This is a genomic window from Mesorhizobium sp. M0018 (assembly GCF_040323955.1).
In the GTDB taxonomy this organism is placed as follows: Bacteria; Pseudomonadota; Alphaproteobacteria; order Rhizobiales; family Rhizobiaceae; genus Mesorhizobium.
In genome coordinates, this window is record NZ_JAMYVL010000006.1 from 223,706 (window position 1) to 240,909 (window position 17,204).

General features: G+C 63.2%; 20 protein-coding genes. 5 read left to right on the forward strand and 15 right to left on the reverse strand.

Going from position 1 to position 17,204, the window contains the following annotated elements; translation table 11 throughout:
• Window positions 1-69 precede the first annotated feature (69 nt).
• Entirely contained in the window at window positions 70-639 is a 570-nt protein-coding gene (locus NKJ81_RS11040; RefSeq protein ID WP_023676386.1) for a NifU family protein, read from the forward strand.
• 110 nt (window positions 640-749) lie between these two features.
• On the opposite strand, the gene NKJ81_RS11045 is transcribed toward NKJ81_RS11040, so the two are convergent.
• The 4 genes from NKJ81_RS11045 to NKJ81_RS11060 all read right to left on the reverse strand — a co-directional run bounded on the left by NKJ81_RS11045 (window position 750) and on the right by NKJ81_RS11060 (window position 2,396).
• Window positions 750-1,367: a L,D-transpeptidase gene (locus NKJ81_RS11045; protein WP_352448678.1), complete on the reverse strand. Its 618-nt coding sequence runs from the start codon at window positions 1,365-1,367 to the stop codon at window positions 750-752.
• A 340-nt stretch (window positions 1,368-1,707) separates the two neighbouring features.
• A complete protein-coding gene (locus tag NKJ81_RS11050; RefSeq protein WP_352540448.1) occupies window positions 1,708-1,833 on the reverse strand; it encodes a hypothetical protein in 126 nt (41 codons plus the stop codon).
• Entirely contained in the window at window positions 1,834-1,962 is a 129-nt protein-coding gene (locus NKJ81_RS11055) for a hypothetical protein (protein WP_302893588.1), read from the reverse strand. It abuts the gene before it with no gap.
• 107 nt (window positions 1,963-2,069) lie between these two features.
• On the reverse strand, window positions 2,070-2,396 hold the full coding sequence (locus NKJ81_RS11060; protein WP_023676390.1) for a GYD domain-containing protein: 327 nt from the start codon (window positions 2,394-2,396) through the stop codon (window positions 2,070-2,072).
• 152 nt (window positions 2,397-2,548) lie between these two features.
• Between NKJ81_RS11060 and NKJ81_RS11065 the strand changes: the two genes are divergently transcribed.
• Entirely contained in the window at window positions 2,549-2,848 is a 300-nt protein-coding gene (locus tag NKJ81_RS11065; protein WP_023717905.1) for a DUF1330 domain-containing protein, read from the forward strand.
• A 671-nt stretch (window positions 2,849-3,519) separates the two neighbouring features.
• On the opposite strand, the gene NKJ81_RS11070 is transcribed toward NKJ81_RS11065, so the two are convergent.
• Complete coding sequence (locus NKJ81_RS11070) at window positions 3,520-3,843, reverse strand: hypothetical protein (RefSeq protein ID WP_352540449.1); 324 nt, start codon at window positions 3,841-3,843, stop codon at window positions 3,520-3,522.
• A gap of 214 nt (window positions 3,844-4,057) precedes the next feature.
• On the opposite strand from NKJ81_RS11070, the gene NKJ81_RS11075 reads away from it, so the two are divergent.
• Window positions 4,058-4,558, forward strand: a complete 501-nt coding sequence (locus tag NKJ81_RS11075) for an MmcB family DNA repair protein (RefSeq protein ID WP_352540450.1) — start codon at window positions 4,058-4,060, stop codon at window positions 4,556-4,558.
• Between the two features lie 422 nt (window positions 4,559-4,980).
• On the opposite strand, the gene NKJ81_RS11080 is transcribed toward NKJ81_RS11075, so the two are convergent.
• The 9 genes from NKJ81_RS11080 to NKJ81_RS11120 all read right to left on the reverse strand — a co-directional run bounded on the left by NKJ81_RS11080 (window position 4,981) and on the right by NKJ81_RS11120 (window position 14,797).
• Window positions 4,981-5,343, reverse strand: a complete 363-nt coding sequence (locus NKJ81_RS11080; RefSeq protein ID WP_352448516.1) for a nuclear transport factor 2 family protein — start codon at window positions 5,341-5,343, stop codon at window positions 4,981-4,983.
• An 85-nt stretch (window positions 5,344-5,428) separates the two neighbouring features.
• Window positions 5,429-5,902: a carboxymuconolactone decarboxylase family protein gene (locus NKJ81_RS11085; protein WP_352448517.1), complete on the reverse strand. Its 474-nt coding sequence runs from the start codon at window positions 5,900-5,902 to the stop codon at window positions 5,429-5,431.
• Window positions 5,903-6,013: 111 nt separating this feature from the next.
• Window positions 6,014-7,567: an alpha/beta fold hydrolase gene (locus NKJ81_RS11090; RefSeq protein WP_352540451.1), complete on the reverse strand. Its 1,554-nt coding sequence runs from the start codon at window positions 7,565-7,567 to the stop codon at window positions 6,014-6,016.
• Window positions 7,568-7,674: 107 nt separating this feature from the next.
• Entirely contained in the window at window positions 7,675-7,983 is a 309-nt protein-coding gene (locus NKJ81_RS11095; protein ID WP_352469984.1) for a formate dehydrogenase subunit delta, read from the reverse strand.
• Window positions 7,973-8,803: a formate dehydrogenase accessory sulfurtransferase FdhD gene (gene fdhD / locus NKJ81_RS11100; RefSeq protein ID WP_352540452.1), complete on the reverse strand. Its 831-nt coding sequence runs from the start codon at window positions 8,801-8,803 to the stop codon at window positions 7,973-7,975. The genes NKJ81_RS11095 and fdhD overlap by 11 nt, the downstream gene beginning before the upstream one ends.
• 3 nt (window positions 8,804-8,806) lie before the next feature.
• Window positions 8,807-11,719, reverse strand: a complete 2,913-nt coding sequence (fdhF, locus tag NKJ81_RS11105; protein ID WP_352540453.1) for a formate dehydrogenase subunit alpha — start codon at window positions 11,717-11,719, stop codon at window positions 8,807-8,809.
• A 12-nt stretch (window positions 11,720-11,731) separates the two neighbouring features.
• Entirely contained in the window at window positions 11,732-13,288 is a 1,557-nt protein-coding gene (locus NKJ81_RS11110; protein WP_352540454.1) for a formate dehydrogenase beta subunit, read from the reverse strand.
• Window positions 13,285-13,764 carry a formate dehydrogenase subunit gamma gene (locus NKJ81_RS11115; RefSeq protein WP_352540455.1) on the reverse strand — a complete coding sequence of 160 codons (480 nt, stop codon included), beginning with the start codon at window positions 13,762-13,764 and terminating at the stop codon, window positions 13,285-13,287. Before NKJ81_RS11115 ends, NKJ81_RS11110 begins: the two co-directional genes overlap by 4 nt.
• 133 nt (window positions 13,765-13,897) lie before the next feature.
• Window positions 13,898-14,797 (reverse strand): LysR family transcriptional regulator, encoded by a 900-nt coding sequence (locus NKJ81_RS11120; RefSeq protein WP_352470186.1) that lies wholly within the window; start codon window positions 14,795-14,797, stop codon window positions 13,898-13,900.
• A gap of 193 nt (window positions 14,798-14,990) precedes the next feature.
• Between NKJ81_RS11120 and NKJ81_RS11125 the strand changes: the two genes are divergently transcribed.
• On the forward strand, window positions 14,991-15,632 hold the full coding sequence (locus NKJ81_RS11125) for a DUF47 family protein (RefSeq protein WP_352469989.1): 642 nt from the start codon (window positions 14,991-14,993) through the stop codon (window positions 15,630-15,632).
• Complete coding sequence (locus NKJ81_RS11130) at window positions 15,632-16,639, forward strand: inorganic phosphate transporter (RefSeq protein ID WP_352469990.1); 1,008 nt, start codon at window positions 15,632-15,634, stop codon at window positions 16,637-16,639. Before NKJ81_RS11125 ends, NKJ81_RS11130 begins: the two co-directional genes overlap by 1 nt.
• A gap of 41 nt (window positions 16,640-16,680) precedes the next feature.
• Here the strand turns inward: NKJ81_RS11130 and NKJ81_RS11135 are convergent, their stop codons facing one another.
• Window positions 16,681-17,058: a VOC family protein gene (locus tag NKJ81_RS11135; protein WP_352469991.1), complete on the reverse strand. Its 378-nt coding sequence runs from the start codon at window positions 17,056-17,058 to the stop codon at window positions 16,681-16,683.
• Between the last annotated feature and the right edge of the window lie 146 nt (window positions 17,059-17,204).

Consider the following 17,204-nt stretch of genomic DNA (forward strand, 5'->3'; position numbering starts at 1 on the left):
ATGTCGGGCGGATAAAGCCTAATTAGAATTATTCCAAACTAGCTGCCCCAAACGGGCACGGAGACGGCCATGTTCATCCAGACCGAGTCGACGCCAAACCCGGCGACGCTGAAATTCCTGCCCGGCAAGGAAGTGCTGCAAGAAGGCACCGCCGATTTCCGCGATGCCGATAGCGCCGCGACGGCTTCGCCGCTCGCCGGCCGGCTGTTCGAAATCCCCGGCGTCACCGGCGTCTTCTTCGGCTATGACTTCATCACCGTGACCAAGGACGGCCCCGACTGGCAGCATCTGAAGCCGGCTATCCTCGGCGCCATCATGGAGCATTTCATGTCCGGCGCCCCGGTGATGGCCAAGGCCGGCCCCGCCGCCGAGACCAGCCAGACCGGCGAATTCTACGACAAGGCCGACGAGGAGCTGGTCGTCACCATCAAGGAGCTGCTCGACACGCGGGTGCGCCCGGCGGTGGCCCAGGACGGCGGCGACATCACCTTCCGCGGCTTCGAGAACGGCACCGTGTTCCTGCACATGAAGGGCGCCTGCGCCGGCTGCCCGTCGTCGACGGCGACGCTGAAGCACGGCATCCAGAACCTGCTCCGGCACTTTGTGCCGGAAGTGCAGCACGTCGAACAGGTCTCCTGACGCACCGTTCCATCGTCAACGTCGATAGACAACAAAAAACCGGGCCAAAGTGCCCGGTTTTCTGTTTGCGACGTCTGTGTTGTTGCCTAGACGGTCCGCGTATAAGGGTTTTATATCACAATGACCTTGGCGCCGACCGAGGTGCGGTCGTAGAGGTCGATAATGTCCTGGTTCATCAGCCGGATGCAGCCCGACGACATCGCCTTGCCGATCGAATTCCATTCCGGGCTGCCATGCAGGCGATAACCCATGTCGCCGCCCTTGTTGAACAGGTACATGGCGCGCGCGCCGAGCGGGTTCTTCAACCCCGGCTCCATGCCACCGGCAAACTTGGCCAACTCCGGCTGGCGCTTGATCATCTGCGAAGGCGGTGTCCAGGTCGGCCATTCGCGCTTCAGCGCGATATGGGCGGTGCCGTGCCATTCGAAACCCTCACGGCCGACGCCGATGCCGTAGCGCATCGCTTCGCCGTCGCCCATGACGAAATAGAGGAACTTGTTCTGCGTATCGACGATAATGGTGCCCGGCTTTTCCCTGGTGTCGTAGTCGACGATCTGCCGGCGGTATTTGAACGGCACCTTTTCGATCGGAACGCGCGGCAGGTGATAGCCGGCGTCGGTCACCGCGCCGTAGTTGTTGGTGAAGATCTGCGAGCCGATGGTGCTGCAACCGGCGACAGCCGTCGACAGCGCCAGGGCCGCGACGATTGCAAGTGACTTCATGCGCATGAAAAGGTCCGATGCCTGCCCAAACAACAGCGGCTCGAGTCGGCCGCTTTTTTCATCTTCATTCATGCTGGCATTTGCTTTGCTTGCCAAGCGGGCGATGCCTATATCCTTGGACTTGCGTGCTGGTAAACCCGCGACTATGGCATTTCGGCAACAGCCCCCGCAGGATTATGTTGCAAAATCAATGGGGCCAGGAACAAGGACCAGGAGACGAAGAAATCACCCATGAATGTCGGTGACGCTGCCCGGCGCTCTGGCCTGCGGCCAAGACCATCCGTTGCTACGAGGAGATCGGCCTGAGACGCGGCCGCCGCAGGGGAAAGTCCAGACGGGCCCGGGTTTAATAAAGGACGCCGCGAAGCACGGCCCAAGCCAGAAGCCCGAACGTGCCGATCACCACCAATGCACCAAGGACCGTGCCGATCTTTTCAGGCAATCCATCGGGGCGACCAGGATCGTCGGCCATTCAACTATCGATCATGACGTAGGCCGCACCAAACACGGCAACGATAATTGCCCCAAGCACCGCCCAGCCTCTGATGGCCGAGCGGATTTCCTCCGGCGTCGCCGATTTCCGGTCGTCATCTTCCGTCATCTAATGCTCCTCCTAAAATCCGTGGCAGACATTGAAAACGCAAGCTGCAACGTGCGCCGTTCGAGAGCAAGCGTTCCCCAGCCTTCGACACTCCGCAGGGGCGGCGGTCACGATCCCGGTGGGCGGTACCGGATCGACTTGGCTTTGCCAAGCGCGTCCATCGTCTCTTCGACGCTTAACAGGACGGTGGTCTGGTACGAGCTGAGCGCGCCTCCCGCACCGATGGCCAGCATGACAGAGGCCATCGACACGTTGTCCGGCGCCTCCCATAGGTTCCAGCCATCGTACTCTCCGAAGGCATACCAGAACCCGTGCAGCTTTCCGCCGACCGACTCGATGTAGGAACGGGCAGCCTCGCGTCTATCCTCGGGATTATCCATCAAGCGCGCCCAGGTTTCGGGCCTGTAGCTGAATCGCGTGAGATACATCGGCATGGTTCGTCTCCTCCCAGAGCTGCCCCCACCAAGACAGTTAAGCGCCCCAATCCGGAGAACGCGAGTCGTTTCCGAGGCGTAGTACCGCTGGCTTAGTTGCGGGGCCGCTAATAGACCTGTTTCAATTGCCTTTCCCAAGAGGAGTAAGGTCAATGGCCGCATATCTCATTGCTGATGTAGACATAACCGACGCCGCCGTTTTCGAGGAATACCGCCGGGACGTGCCGGCAACCGAAGCCCGCTATGGGGGGAGGTATATCGCTCGCGGCGGAGCCACCAAAGTTCTGGAGGGCGATTGGGAACCTCATCGCCTCGTCATTGTCGAATTCCCGGACATGGCGTCCCTCCTGGCATGGTACGACTCTCCGGAATACGGCCGCCTCAAAGCCATCCGCGAACGCTGCGCAAAGACGAGAATTATTGCTCTGGAGGGCATGATGCCGGTTAGCTGAGGGCTGGGTCGATGACAATGGCAAATCTGAGTTGCCATATCTGGTGCGGCCCGGCGACGGGACAGGAGCATTCTGATATGAATCAGCAAGCTTTAAACTTGCGGGCGGGAAATGACGGCCAATGATGGGAGGATGACGCCGGAAGCACTCATTGACGGGACCTACAAATCAATATGACCCAACACCAGATCGGCAGGCGGTGTTACAGCGTGACCTAGGGTTGTGTCATGGCGTTGAAAATGCCGGCGCCAACTATCGCACATAAGGCTGCGGCCCAAGCCCTCCCACAATGATGCACCACCAGGCGCGGCCTTTTCCCCGAAGCACGGGATTCATTTTTATCATCCGTCGCGCCAGAAGCCCCTGGTAGAGTGCATAAGAAGACCCGAAACCGGCGAGCCAAATGACGGAAAATACGACGCCCCGCACGAGCATCCTGTTGAGCCTGGTCTGCTCGGCCGTCAAACTTGCATTCTCAGTAACCATGCTTCGCCACCTCTTTGATTAGGCTGCGACCACTATCGGTCCTGCAGCGGTGAATATTAGATCAACGGCGACGCCTCGCGAAAACATAGCTCCCCTCACCCGTAGGAATTGCATTGCTAACGCGAGCGGCCCGCCTTGGGGTAGGGTGGGCCTTTATCGTTTCTCAAAAAGGCAAATTATGTACTTTACAAACAGGAAGGCCTGAAGACGCGGGTAGGCCCTTCTTCGGGCTTGATCACCAGCACAACGTTTTCTGGGTTTTGCCAAGGTAACAACATCACGTAGGCCGCAAAATCGTCTTCAGGGAAATGGTTGAAGCCACCACCGGCTACAAACATTTGCGGGTGCTTGCTGCCACCAAAGCTATCCTCGACGCTGTTAAGTTGTTGGAAGGGGGCGCGCTCTGCCAGCCATTCCTGTATGCTCTCGAAGAGAATGGGCAGGCCGTTCGGGCTCGATAGCTCTTCAGCAGAAGACGTACAAAGCACCACACCGCTCACGACGCTCATTGTGACTCAGCCATTGCCTAACGGGCCTTCTTGCCCGTCTCCAGCCGTTCGAAAGCAGCTTCTTCGTTGTGGAAGTGTGGCTCGAAAAGGACACTCATAACCCGGATTCCTACTGTGGATTCAAGGTATCAGGCACAGCGCCGTGTTTGTAAAGTGCGTAATCGCCCCGCAAAAACCGGTTCAAACCGTGAACAAAATCTGCCATGGTGCGGCCATGCCGATCATTTCACCTCTACCCCTCAATCCGCTCATCGATGGCCGCCAGTCGGAGCGCGCCATGCTGGTCAGGCGCGGCGTGCAGCGGCTGCTCAGGGATATGGGCGCGCATGTCTTGCCCGAACTGTCGCTGGCCACCGGCCGCCGCGCCGACCTCGTCGCGCTGACGCGCCAGGGCGACATCTGGATCATCGAGATCAAATCCTCGATCGAGGATTTCAGGGTCGACCGCAAATGGCCGGACTACCGGCTGCATTCCGACCGCTTCTTTTTCGCCACGCATCCCGGCGTGCCCCAGGAAATTTTTCCAGAGGAATGCGGCTTCATCCTCTCCGACGGCTATGGTGCCGAGATTTTGCGCGATGCGCCCGAGCACCGCATGGCGGCTGCGACGCGCAAGGCGCTGATGCTGCGGATCGCACGCGCCGGTGCGTCGCGGCTGCTCGCGGCCGAGCTTGCCGGCGTGTCGGTGCCGGCGGTGGACGGCGAGAGCGAGTAGGGGTTGCTCTCCGTAATTGTAGATGTGGGCGCTGCCCCTCATCCGGCTGCCGCCACCTTCTCCCCGTAAGTGACGGGGAGAAGGGAAATGGCCGGACTGCTATTCCACGATGCGGTAGATGTTCTACAGGCTGGTGCCCGACACGACATAGGGCTCCATCTCCTTGCCCCATTTGGCGTGCGCGGCGATCTTGCCGATCCTGGCGAAGAACGCCTCCAACTGGCGAGGCTTTCGACCTGGTGATGTGACCCGACCGTCGCTTCCCGCGCGCCGTTCGATCCGGTCATGATCTGGAACTTGAGATCGTCGAGACCGACCTGCGAGCCGATCTCGCGTTCTCATTCTTTAACAGTTCGAGCACGGTCTGCTTGTGGCCGAATTTTGCGTCGATCTGCCATCTGGCACTGAACATCGCCGCCTCCTTATTCGTCCCAGGCCTGCACGACCGTCTGCCGTGCGATCTGGCCGTTCTTCAGCTCCAGCATCGCCGCGCAGAATACCTTGGTCCCGTCCGGATAGGAGCAGGCCTGGGTGAAGGCGAGATTGTTGCCGTCGGCGATGGTGGTGTCGACCTTGTGGGTCATCGCCCGGCTGCAGATGTCGTCCCAGAACGTGGTGATCGCAGCGCGCCCGCGGATTTCGCGCGGCTTGCTCGGCGGGTTGTTGCGGTCGATCACCCGCACCAATGCGTCGTCGGCATAGAAGCTCGCCAGCAATTTTCCATCACGGCCCTCAATCGCCTTCTTGATCGCAGCGCCGTCTATCGTCTGTGTCTTGGTCAGCAATTTTTCCTCCATAGGCCCGTCTTCTCGGATCGGGTGGTTGCTTGATCAGGCACTGCCCGGCGCTCGCCGCCGGGCAGTGGCTTCTTCACTGCGACTTCGCCTTGACGGCCGCGAACACCTCGTCGGACTGCTTCTTGAAAGTGGCGAGATCGACCTGGCTGCCGTTGAGCATCGTCGACCAGTGGCGCACGATCGCCGCCATCGCCACCGCCTCCTTGATCTCCTCGTCGCTGGCGCCATTCAGCTTGGCCGCCTGCGTGTGGAAATAGATGCAGTACTGGCAGGGGATCTGCGAGGCGACGGCGAGGCCCATCAATTCCTTGGTCTTGCCGTCGAGCGCGGTGTTCGGGTTGAGCTGCACGCCCTTGATCTCGGCCCAGGCGCCGGCAACGGCGACGTCCGGCAGCGTCTTGAACATGTCCGGTACCGAGCCGAGCGTTGCCTGGATGTCCTTGTAGGCAGCCGTCGCCGAGGCGTCTTCGGCCTTGGCAGGAACGATCGCCAACAGCGCGCCAACGCCTGCCGCCAGCACCAGTGATTTGAGTGTCGACTTCAGCATTTTATTCCTCCCTTCGCAGCGCCTTTCCCGGCGACATCCGCCTGGCCTGCATGGGACGAAGTGATAGCGCTTACGCATGCCCGGCCGCTTCGCCCGAAAGCGCCATGGCTCCTATGGCCCGTGCGGGCCAGCGTGCCGGGCCGAGAACGCCGCCGCCGCCGCCCGCGACGGCAGGTCCAGCTTGAGCAGAATATTGGCGACGTGGCGCTTGACAGTGTGTTCGCTCAGCCCGAGTTCGGCGGCGATCGCGGCATTGCTCTTGCCATCGGCGATGAGGTTCACCACCTCGCTTTCGCGCGCCGTCAGTGCGGCCGGCTCGGCAGCCTTGGCCTTCGGCCGGCAGGCCGGCTCCAGATGCTGTTCCGAGGTCGCCTGCACCAGCGCCAGCGGTTCATCCAGCTCGTCAAGCGCGATGCGCCCGGCGTCATTGAAATGAAGCCCTGAACCGGCGGCGAGGTCGGCGACCAGCCGCGAAGCGAGGATGTCGCCGCGCCCGGCATGCGCGGCAAGCTGCATCGTCACGCGCGCCGTCAACCCCGTCGGCGGCCCACGCAACTCGACCTCGCCGACATGCACGCCCTGCGCGCTGGCGACGCCGATCTCCTGCGCCGCATCGCGCAGCGCCGCCGCGCAGCGTACGGCCCGCGCCGGGCCGTCGAAGCGCGCCATCATCAGCTCGCCATGCGTGCCGGCCGGGCGGCCGCCATGGCGCCCGACCAGCAGGCGCCATGTTTCCTGAAAACGTCGGCTGCGCTCGCTCCACATACGGTCGCCAAGCCGCGCCGTGTCGTAGATCCGGGTGACCAGCAGTGCAGCCAGCACGCGCTCGGCCTCGGCAACGGCGCGCGCTCCGGTCAGGAATTCCTCGATCAGATCGGCCACCCGGTCGACATCGCCGGTCCAGATCGGGTGGTCGCGCCCGGCCACCTCGACCAGCCGCGCATTCGGGATCTTCCTTGCCAGGAAGCGGCTGGCCTCCGGGTCGACGCGCGTATCGTTGCGGCGATGGATGAGCAGCGTCGGTGCGCTGATCGCCGCCAGCACGCCGCGCACGTCGATAGCTGCATTCATGCGGGCCAGGGCGATTGCCGCGGTCGGGCTCGCCGACAGCCGCTCGAAGCGCGCCCACCATGTGGCGAAACGTGGATCGTCGACGCGGCCGGGCGCGAAATGCGGCAGGGTGGCGCCGGTGCCCCATGCGGTCTCCGCCGTCGCGATGAACGCCTCAAGGCGTTCCGGCGGCATCACCCATTTGTGGAAATGCGCATAGCCGCCATAAAGCGCCAGCGCCCGCGTCCGCTCCGGGTAGGTGGCGGCGAACAGCATTGCCATCGGCGCGCCTTCCGAAGCGCCCAGCAAGGCGGCGCGGCCGCTGCCGGTCGCATCCATCACCGCGCGTACATCGTCCATGCGGGTTTCGAGGCTGGGCAGGTGGTGGACATCGACGCGGTCGGACAGACCGGTGCCGCGCTTGTCGAACAGGATCAGCCGCGAGAACGCGGAAAGCCGCTTCAACAGCCGGGTGTAGCCCTCGTCTTCCCAGTGCAGGTCGAGATTGGAAATGAAACCTGGCACGAAGACGAGATCGAGCGATCCCTGGCCGACCACCTGATAGGCGATCCGCGCGTCGCCACTGAGCGCGTATCGAGTTTCGATCGGCCTCACGAAGTTTGTCCGCCCGACCCGACGATTTCTTATCGCCAGATCATAGCAGAGGCGCGCGGCTTGCGGCAGATGAAACTTTAGAGAGTGTGAATGTGGGCCCGCGGCGCCTACTTCTGTGACGCGGCGGCAGTCTCGGTGTTCGCTCCGCCGACGCTAAAACCTGCGCCCTCCGGCGCGCCCGGCCGCTTGATGTGTGGCGCGGCCGCGACGACAAGCTCGTTGAACCCCTCGCCACCGCTGTCCAGCATCTCGAACAATTGCCGGCGCATCCTCGGCTCCCAGAATTTGTTGATGTGCTCGGCGACGCCGGCAATGCCTTGCTCGCGCGGCTTTGAGTGGAAAAAGGCGGCAATCTGGTTGGCCATGCGAACCAGCTTTTCGCTGGTGCTCATGAGGTGGCCTTCGTCATGCGACATGCTTGGCAACTCCGGAAACCACGCGGTCAGGATGGGTGAAAATATCGAAATCGTCGCCGCGCACCAGCGCCACCAGCGTCATGCCGGAATCGTCCGCGGTGCGGATGGCAAGTGCGGTCGGCGCCGAGACGGCAATGATGACGGCCGAGCCGATCGCCGCGGTCTTCTGCACCATCTCGACCGAAACGCGCGACGTGACGACGACGGCCCCCGACCTGCCGTCGATACCGGCTTTGGCCAGCGCGCCAGCCAGCTTGTCCAGCGCGTTATGGCGGCCGACATCCTCGCGCGCCATGACGATGCCCTTGCCGGGAAGGTAAAAACCGGCGGCGTGGACGGCACCGGTCTCGGCGTGCAGCGGTTGCAGCTTCGACAAAAGCTTGACCGAGCGGACGATGTCATTGGCCTGAAGTGTAAGTTGCGACGCACCGACCGGGTTTACCGAGCGCATCGCCTCCTCGATCGATTCGATGCCGCACAGCCCGCAGCCGACCGGGCCGGCCAGGCGTCTGCGACGCGCTTCGAAGCGGGTGTTGGCCTGGTCCTTCAGCCGGATCTGGATATCGATGCCGGCGCCGTGATCCTCGACCTCGATCGCTTCGATTTCGTCCGGCGAGGCAATGATGCCTTCGGTCAGCGAGAAGCCGAGCGCGAAATCCTCGAAATCAGCCGGGCTTGCCATCATCACCGCATGCGTGGTGCCGGCAAAGGAGAACGCCACCGGCGTCTCTTCCGGCACCATGCGGTTGGCGGCCGCAGTGCCGCCGGCGCGGCGCGCGAGGCGCGAGATCTGCGCAATGGCTTTGCGGCGCGCGGTCAAGGACTACTCCGCCGCTTCCAACTTCGCGATGCGGCGGCTTTGCTTTGCCTGCTCGTCATAGTCGCGCTGCCATTCCGACGGGCCGTTGGATGCACCCACCTGCACCGCGGTCACCTTGTATTCCGGGCAGTTGGTCGCCCAGTCGGAGAAGTCGGTGGTGATGACGTTAGCCTGGGTGTCGGGATGGTGGAAGGTCGTATAGACGACGCCCGGCGACACCCGCTCGGTGATCAGCGCGCGCAGCGTCGTCTCGCCGGAGCGGCTGGTCAGCCGCACCCAGTCGCCGTCGCGCAGGCCGCGATTTTCGGCATCGTGCGGATGGATCTCCAGCCGGTCCTCGCTATGCCAGACCACATTGTCGGTGCGCCGGGTCTGCGCGCCGACATTGTATTGCGACAGGATGCGGCCGGTGGTCAGCAGCAGCGGGAAGCGCGGTCCGGTCCTTTCGTCGGTCGCGACATATTCGGTGCGGATGAACTTGCCCTTGCCGCGCACGAAGCCGCCGATATGCATGATCGGCGTGCCTTCCGGCGACTTCTCGTTGCAGGGCCACTGCACCGAGCCCACCCGGTCGAGAAGGTCGAAGGAAACGCCGGCGAAACTTGGGGTTGTCTTGGCGATCTCGTCCATGATCTGGGACGGATGCGTGTAGTTCCAGCCGAGGCCGAGCGCCTTGGCGAGCTCCTGCGTCGCTTCCCAGTCGGCATAGCCGCATTTCGGCTCCATTACCTTGCGCACCATGTTGATGCGGCGCTCGGCGTTGGTGAAGGTGCCGTCCTTCTCGAGGAACGTCGAGCCGGGCAGGAACACATGCGCGTAGTTGGCCGTCTCGTTGAGGAAGAGGTCGTGCACGACGACGCATTCCATCGCGGCGAGACCGGCGGCGACATGCTTGGTGTCGGGGTCCGACTGCAGGATGTCCTCGCCCTGCACATAGAGCCCCTTGAACGAGCCGTCGACGGCCGCATCCAGCATATTGGGGATGCGCAGGCCGGGCTCGTCGTCGAGCTTGACGCCCCACAGGCTCTCATAGATGGCGCGCACCGCGTCGCCTGAAATGTGGCGATAGCCGGGAAGCTCGTGCGGGAACGAGCCCATGTCGCAAGAGCCCTGCACATTGTTCTGGCCGCGCAGCGGGTTCACGCCGACGCCCGGCCGGCCGATATTGCCGGTCGCCATGGCGAGGTTGGCAATGGCGATGACGGTGGTCGAGCCCTGGCTGTGCTCGGTCACGCCGAGGCCGTAATAGATCGCGCCGTTACCGCCGCGGGCGTAGAGCCGCGCCGCGCCGCGTATGTCGTCGGGATCGACATTTGCAAGCTGGCCGATCACTTCCGGGCTATTTTCCGGCAGCGCCACGAACGATGCCCAGTCCTGGAACTCGTCCCAGTCGCAGCGCTCGCGGATGAAGGCCTCGTCGAACAGACCCTCGGTGACGATGACATGGGCAAGTGCGGTCAGCATGGCGACGTTGGTGCCCGGCTTCAGCGGCAGATGGAACTGCGCCTCGACGTGGGCCGAGCGCACGATGTCGGTGCGGCGCGGATCGAGCACGATCAGCTTGGCGCCCTCGCGCATGCGCTTCTTCATGCGCGAGGCGAACACCGGATGCGCATCGGTCGGATTGGCGCCGATCAGCAGGATCACGTCCGTCTGCTCGATCGAATCGAAATCCTGCGTGCCGGCGGAGGTGCCAAAGGTCTGGCCGAGGCCATAGCCGGTCGGCGAATGGCAGACGCGGGCGCAGGTATCGACATTGTTGTTGCGGAAGCCCTGCCGGACCAGCTTCTGGACGAGGTAGGTCTCCTCGTTGGTGCAGCGCGACGAGGTGATGCCGCCGATCGAGGTGCGGCCGTACTGGTACTGGATGCGGCGGAACTCATTCGCCGTATGGGTGAGCGCCTCTTCCCACGACACTTCGCGCCACGGATCGCTGACCTTTTCGCGGATCATCGGTTTCAGGATACGGTCCTTGTGCGTCGCGTAGCCATAGGCGAAGCGGCCCTTGACGCAGGAGTGGCCGTGGTTGGCCTTGCCTGCCTTGTAGGGCATCATGCGGATGACCTCGTCGCCCTTGACCTCGGCCTTGAACGAACAGCCGACGCCGCAATAGGCGCAGGTGGTGACGGTCGAGCGCTCGGGCAGGCCTTTCGCCAGCACGGTCTTCTCCCTCAGCGCATCGGTCGGGCAGGCCTGCACGCAGGCCCCGCAAGAGACGCACTCGGAATCGACAAACGCCTCGTGCATGCCGGCCGAGACCCTGGATTCGAAGCCGCGGCCCTCGATGGTCAGCGCGAACGTGCCCTGCACCTCCTCGCAGGCGCGCACGCAGCGCGAACAGACGATGCACTGCGCCGGATCGTAGGTGAAATACGGGTTCGATTCATCGCGCGCGATGTAATCGATGGTCAGCGAGCCATGGCCGGGCGCCACGCCGTTTTCCTGCTTGGCGTGGTTGCGGCCGTCCACGCCATAGCGGTTCTTGGTCAGGCCGACCGTCGTGACGACCTTGTCGAACTCGCTGGCGCCGGTGCCGGCCTTCTCGCCCCACGCTGCCGGGTGGTCGGAGACGTAGAGTTCCATCACGCCGCGGCGAATGGCGTTCAGCCGATCGGTCTGCGTATGCACGACCATGCCCTCGCCGACCGGCGTCGTGCATGAAGCCGGCGTGCCGCCGCGCCCGTCGATCTCGACGAGGCAGACCCGGCAGGAGCCGAACGAGTCCAGCATGTCGGTGGCGCACAGTTTCGGGATTTCGACGCCCGCTTCCATCGAAGCGCGCATGATCGAGGTCCCCGCCGGCACCGTTATCGACTTGCCGTCGACCGTCAGCGTCACTTGCTGCTCGGCTTCAGAGGCAGGTGTGCCGTAGTCGATTTCCTGGACCAGCGATTTGATGTCGAATGCCGCGTTCATGGCTGTCCGCTCCTATTCCGCTGCTTCGGCGACCGGCGTCGGCCGAAAGTCGTCCGGGAAATGGTTGAGTGCACTCATCACTGGATATGGGGTGAAGCCGCCGAGAGCGCAAAGCGAGCCGAACTTCATTGTGTTGCAAAGGTCGGTGACCAGCGCGATCTGCTTTTCCGGTTCGACGTTCTGGGCGAGCCTGTCCAGCACCTCGACACCGCGCGTCGAGCCGATGCGGCACGGCGTGCACTTGCCGCAGCTCTCGATGGCGCAGAATTCCATGGCAAAGCGTGCCTGCTTCAGCATGTCGGCGCTGTCGTCGAAAACGACGATGCCGGCATGGCCGATCAGCCCGTCTTTGGCGGCAAACGCTTCGTAGTCGAACGGCGTGTCGAACAGCGCGCGCGGGAAATAGGCGCCGAGCGGGCCACCCACCTGCACCGCTTTGACCGGGCGTCCCGTCGCCGTGCCGCCGCCGATATCGTCGACGATCTCGCCGAGCGTCATGCCGAACGCGGCCTCGTAGAGACCGGGATACTTGACGTTGCCCGCAATCTGGATCGGGATGGTGCCGCGTGAACGGCCTATGCCGAAATCCTTGTAGAAGGCAGCGCCCTTGTCCATGATCACCGGCACCGAGGCCAGCGAGATGACGTTGTTGATCACCGTCGGCTTGCCGAACAGGCCCTTGTGCGCCGGCAGCGGCGGCTTGGCCCGCACCTGCCCGCGCTTGCCTTCGAGGCTGTCTAGCAGCGCGGTCTCCTCACCGCAGACATAGGCGCCGGCGCCGACGCGCACTTCCATGTCGAATGAATTGGCCGAGCCGAGCACATTGACGCCGAGCACGCCGGCCTTGCGGGCGATCTCGACAGCCTTCTGCATCACCGCCACCGCGTGCGGATATTCGGAGCGGATATAGATGAAGCCCTTGGTCGCGCCGGTGGCGATGCCGGCGATCGCCATGCCTTCGATCAGCACGAAGGGGTCGCCTTCCATGATCATGCGGTCGGCGAACGTGCCGGAATCGCCTTCATCGGCATTGCAGACGATGTATTTGCGGTCGGCCGACGTATCGAGCACAGTTTTCCATTTGATGCCGGTCGGGAAGCCGGCGCCGCCGCGACCGCGCAGCCCGGACTCGGTCACCTGCTTGACGACCTCGGCCGGCGTCATCGCCACTGCATTCTGCAGGCCCTTCAGCCCGCCATGCGCCTTGTAGTGGTCGAGCGACAGCGGATCGGTGACGCCGCAGCGCGCAAAGGTCAGCCGTGTCTGCCTTGCCAGGAACGGGATCTTGTCCGGTGCGCCCAGCCAGCGCTTGTGGTGGCCGCCGGTGAGGAAGCCGCAGTCGAACAGGCTTTTGACGTCGGATGGCTTCACCGGCCCGTAGGCGACGCGGCCAGTGGCTGTCGCAACCTCGACCATAGGCTCGAGGAAATAGGCGCCGCGCGAGCCGTTGCGCACGATCTTGGCCTCGATGCCGCGCTCGGCCAATTCCGCCCGAACCGCCTTGGCGACCTTTTCCGCACCGAGCGCCAGCGCGCCGGAATCGCCGGGAATATAGATACGCGGGATCATGAGCGCACCTCGGCAACGATCTCGTTGAGCTTTTCGCCGTCGAGCCGCCCGATCACCTCGTCATCCAGCATTGCCGACGGCGAGCAGGCGCAAAGGCCGAGGCAATAGACCGGCTCCAGTGTCACCGAACCGTCGCGGGTTGTCTCGTGGAAACCGATGCCCAGCAATGATTTGAGCTTGGCGGCAATCGCATCCGAGCCCATCGACTGGCAGGCTTCCGCCTGGCAGAGCTTCAGCACATGGCGGCCGGCGGGCTGGCTGCGGTAATCGTGATAGAAGGTGACGACGCCATGAACCTCGGCCCTGGAGATGTTCAGCGCCTCGGCGATGATCGGCAGTGCGTCCTGCGGCACATAACCGAACTCTTCCTGTATGCCGTGCAGGATCGGCAACAGCGGGCCTTCGAGGCCTTTCAGCTCGTGGATGATCGCCGCCGTGCGCGATGCGATCTCGGTACTTGCTAGCTGCATCGTCATGCAGCGCCCTCCCTGGTCGTGGCGGTCTTCCGCTAAGTGGTTAGGAAATCAGAGGAAACCCGCCAAATCAATAAAGCCGATCCGTTGCTCGATAGAAATTTTCTATCGTTCGCGTTCACCAGCATTGTCTAGACTAGCGGCGGCCGTGGAAATCGTCCGCCAGCGCCATTGCCTCGTCCAACAGCGCCGAGACCAGCGGCGTGTGCGGTTCGCGCCGCGCCGCCACCAGCCCGACCGTGTGGCTGGCATCCGGCTCGACGATCGGGATCGCCCGGATCGGCTCGGAAAAACCGAAGGTTTCCGCAAGGTTAAGCGGCATGATCGACGACCATTTGCCGGTGCGGATATGCGAAAACAGCACGATCATCGAGTTGGATTCCAATGTCGGCCGCACCTGCACGCCGGCTTCGGCCAGATGCTGGTCGATGATGCGGCGGTTCTGCATGTCCGGCGTCAGCAGGCAGAGCGGCAGCTGGCTGAGTTCCGCCCATGTCACTTTGTCGCGGTCGAAATAGGGGTTCCCGACCGCGGTGATCAGCTGATAGCGCTCGTCATAGAGCGGCACGCTGGTGACGCGTCCGAGCGGCTCGTTGTCGAGATAGGTGATGCCGGCGTCGATGTCGAAATTGCCGAGCAGCGATAGCACCTCGATCGAGGTGCGCGACAGCACCGAGAAGGTGACGCCGGGGTGCTTTGCCCGAAACGGCGTCGTCAGTCGCGCCACCATGGCCAGCGCCGTCGGGATCGCGGCGATGCGGATGCGCCCCGACAGGCCGTGGCGCGCCGCCCGCATCTCCTCGCGCATGGTCCTGCTATCGCCGACGATGCGGCGCGCCCACACCAACACCTGCTTGCCTTCCGGCGTCAGCCCCTGGAAGCGCGAGCCGCGCAGCACCAGCATCACGCCGAGCTGACCCTCCAGCTGCTTGATGCCGGCCGAAAGCGTCGGTTGGGTGACGCCGCACACCTCCGCCGCCCGGCCGAAATGTTCTTCCCTGGCAAGTGCTATGAAGAATTCCAGCTTGTCGATCATGCCGTCGGAGCCTGTCATGGACGCTGTGTCCGATCTTAGCGCGCAAGGTCGGGGAAATCGCCTTCGGCCGCAAGCCGCCTGTGTAAATCGTCCGCATCCACATCTTTCAGCCGGCTTACTGTTTCCCGCGATGGAATGCGGCGCTATGTGGATGAGACGGGGTCGTGGACTGGACACGACGGGAGTACCGAACATGCTGGGCTGGTTCCGCAAGCTGCTGCCGCGCGAAGATCGCTTCTTCGACCTGTTCGAGCGGCATTCCCGCACCGTGGTCGGTGGCGCCGAGGCACTGCAGCAGCTTTTGCAGGGCAACGACATCGAGCGCTGGTGCCAGACGATCATCGATCTCGAGAACGAAGCCGATCAGATCACCGCGGAAGTGCTGCTGGCCGTGCGCCGCTCCTTCATCACGCCCTTCGACCGCGGCGACATCAAGGACCTGATCCAGTCGATGGATGATGCCATCGATATGATGCACAAAACCGTCAAGACGGTAAGGCTGTTCGAGAAGAAGGAATTCGACCCGCTGATGCAGGAAATGGGAGGTGTCATCGTCGAGGCCGCCAAGTTGGTGGCCGAGGCGATCCCGCTGCTCGGCAAGGTCGGGGCGCATACGGTGCGCCTCAACGCCATCGCCGAGGAGGTCATGCGCGCCGAAGGCCGGGCCGACGACCTGCACGAGCAGGGCCTGAAGGACCTGTTCAAGCGGCACGGCCGCAGCGATCCGATGGCCTATCTGATCGGCAGCGAGATTTACGGCCAGCTGGAAAAGGTGGTCGATCGCTTCGAGGACGTCGCCAACGAAATCAGCGGCATCGTCATCGAGAACGTATAGTGTCAGAAGCCGCAATAGCCTTTCCCGTGCTGGTCGGCCTTGTCGTCGTCGCGCTGTTCTTCGATTTCCTCAACGGCCTGCACGATGCCGCCAACTCCATCGCCACCATCGTCTCCACCCGGGTGCTGCGGCCGCACTATGCGGTGTTCTGGGCGGCCTTCTTCAATTTCATCGCCTTCATGTTCTTCGGTCTCCACGTAGCGGAGACGCTCGGAACCGGCATCATCGACGCCAGCATCGTCACGCCGGCAGTGATCTTCGCAGCACTTGTCGGCGCCATCGTCTGGAATGTCGTCACCTGGCTCGTCGGAATCCCGTCCAGCAGCTCGCACGCTCTGATCGGCGGTTTGGTCGGCGCCGGGGTTGCCAAGGCAGGCACCGGTGCCATCGTCTGGGCCGGGTTGGGCAAGACGACGGCGGCCATCGTGCTATCGCCGGCGGCAGGCTTTCTGCTGGCGCTTGTCTTGATCCTCGCGGTCTCCTGGCTGTTCGTGCGGCAGACGCCGTTCGCCGTCGACAGCACCTTCCGCGTTATGCAGTTCTTTTCCGCCTCGCTCTATTCGCTCGGCCATGGCGGCAACGACGCGCAGAAGACCATGGGCATCATCGCCGTGCTGCTCTATTCGCAAGGCATGCTCGGCGCGAATTTTTACGTGCCGCTGTGGGTCGTCATCACCTGTCAGTCGGCGCTGGCGCTGGGCACGTTGCTCGGCGGCTGGCGCATCGTCCACACCATGGGCTCGAAGATCACCCGGCTGAACCCGATGCAGGGTTTCTGCGCCGAGACCGGCGGAGCGATCACCCTGTTCGCCGCCACCTGGCTCGGTATTCCGGTATCGACCACGCACACGATCACCGGCGCTATCATCGGCGTCGGCGCCGCCCGCCGCGTCTCCGCCGTTCGCTGGGGCATTGCCGGCAACATCGTGGTCGCATGGATCGTCACCTTGCCGGCAACCGCGGCGATCGCGGCTCTCACCTACTTCGCGGTCGGTCTGGCAAGGTGATGTGAGCATCATGGCGCCTGGAGCCGCCTCTGGCGCGGCGACTACCGGTCCACAAGATTCAGGATGTTGCCGTCCGGATCCCTGAACCATGCGACCTTCATGCCGTGACCGACATGGATGTCACCCTCAAGCGTCAGCCCGGGCATGTCGTAATGCTCGAAGGTCACGCCCTTCGATTTCAATGCCTCAACGATCTTGCCGAGTTCGTCGCCGACCGTCCATGTCACAGCCGTCGCCTTGTTGGTCCCAGCGAAGTTCGAACGGTAGACGTTGATGCTGGTGTCGCCGCTTTTATAGACGATCAGTTCGCCACCTTCATTGTGCACCTCTTTCAGGCCAAGGACCCCTTCGTAGAATGCCCTGGCCTTGGCCAGGTCCTTCACGGCGAGATTGGCCGTCGCGTTGCTGTTTGCGAGCATGATTCGTCTCCTTCCCTGGCTGTCATTCCATGCTCATGAAATAGGCTGCGCTGACGATTTGGCGACGGCTGCTCCCACTGGAAATGCCGTCATATGCTCGCTGCCTCCCCGATACGCCGCTGCAATTGGTGGTCCATCGCTTGGTT

Excerpts from the sequence above, each read along its gene's own strand:
- NKJ81_RS11045 (WP_352448678.1), bottom strand. The coding sequence starts at position 1,367 with ATGCGCATGAAGTCACTTGCAATCGTCGCGGCCCTGGCGCTGTCGACG.
- NKJ81_RS11135 (WP_352469991.1), bottom strand. The coding sequence starts at position 17,058 with ATGCTCGCAAACAGCAACGCGACGGCCAATCTCGCCGTGAAGGACCTG.
- NKJ81_RS11075 (WP_352540450.1), top strand. The coding sequence starts at position 4,058 with ATGCCGATCATTTCACCTCTACCCCTCAATCCGCTCATCGATGGCCGC.
- NKJ81_RS11120 (WP_352470186.1), bottom strand. The coding sequence starts at position 14,797 with ATGATCGACAAGCTGGAATTCTTCATAGCACTTGCCAGGGAAGAACAT.
- NKJ81_RS11060 (WP_023676390.1), bottom strand. The coding sequence starts at position 2,396 with ATGCCGATGTATCTCACGCGATTCAGCTACAGGCCCGAAACCTGGGCG.
- NKJ81_RS11085 (WP_352448517.1), bottom strand. The coding sequence starts at position 5,902 with ATGCTGAAGTCGACACTCAAATCACTGGTGCTGGCGGCAGGCGTTGGC.
- NKJ81_RS11110 (WP_352540454.1), bottom strand. The coding sequence starts at position 13,288 with ATGATCCCGCGTATCTATATTCCCGGCGATTCCGGCGCGCTGGCGCTC.
- NKJ81_RS11070 (WP_352540449.1), bottom strand. The coding sequence starts at position 3,843 with ATGAGCGTCGTGAGCGGTGTGGTGCTTTGTACGTCTTCTGCTGAAGAG.
- NKJ81_RS11065 (WP_023717905.1), top strand. The coding sequence starts at position 2,549 with ATGGCCGCATATCTCATTGCTGATGTAGACATAACCGACGCCGCCGTT.
- NKJ81_RS11115 (WP_352540455.1), bottom strand. The coding sequence starts at position 13,764 with ATGACGATGCAGCTAGCAAGTACCGAGATCGCATCGCGCACGGCGGCG.
- NKJ81_RS11095 (WP_352469984.1), bottom strand. The coding sequence starts at position 7,983 with ATGTCGCATGACGAAGGCCACCTCATGAGCACCAGCGAAAAGCTGGTT.
- fdhF (WP_352540453.1), bottom strand. The coding sequence starts at position 11,719 with ATGAACGCGGCATTCGACATCAAATCGCTGGTCCAGGAAATCGACTAC.
- NKJ81_RS11040 (WP_023676386.1), top strand. The coding sequence starts at position 70 with ATGTTCATCCAGACCGAGTCGACGCCAAACCCGGCGACGCTGAAATTC.
- NKJ81_RS11050 (WP_352540448.1), bottom strand. The coding sequence starts at position 1,833 with ATGGCCGACGATCCTGGTCGCCCCGATGGATTGCCTGAAAAGATCGGC.
- NKJ81_RS11125 (WP_352469989.1), top strand. The coding sequence starts at position 14,991 with ATGCTGGGCTGGTTCCGCAAGCTGCTGCCGCGCGAAGATCGCTTCTTC.
- NKJ81_RS11055 (WP_302893588.1), bottom strand. The coding sequence starts at position 1,962 with ATGACGGAAGATGACGACCGGAAATCGGCGACGCCGGAGGAAATCCGC.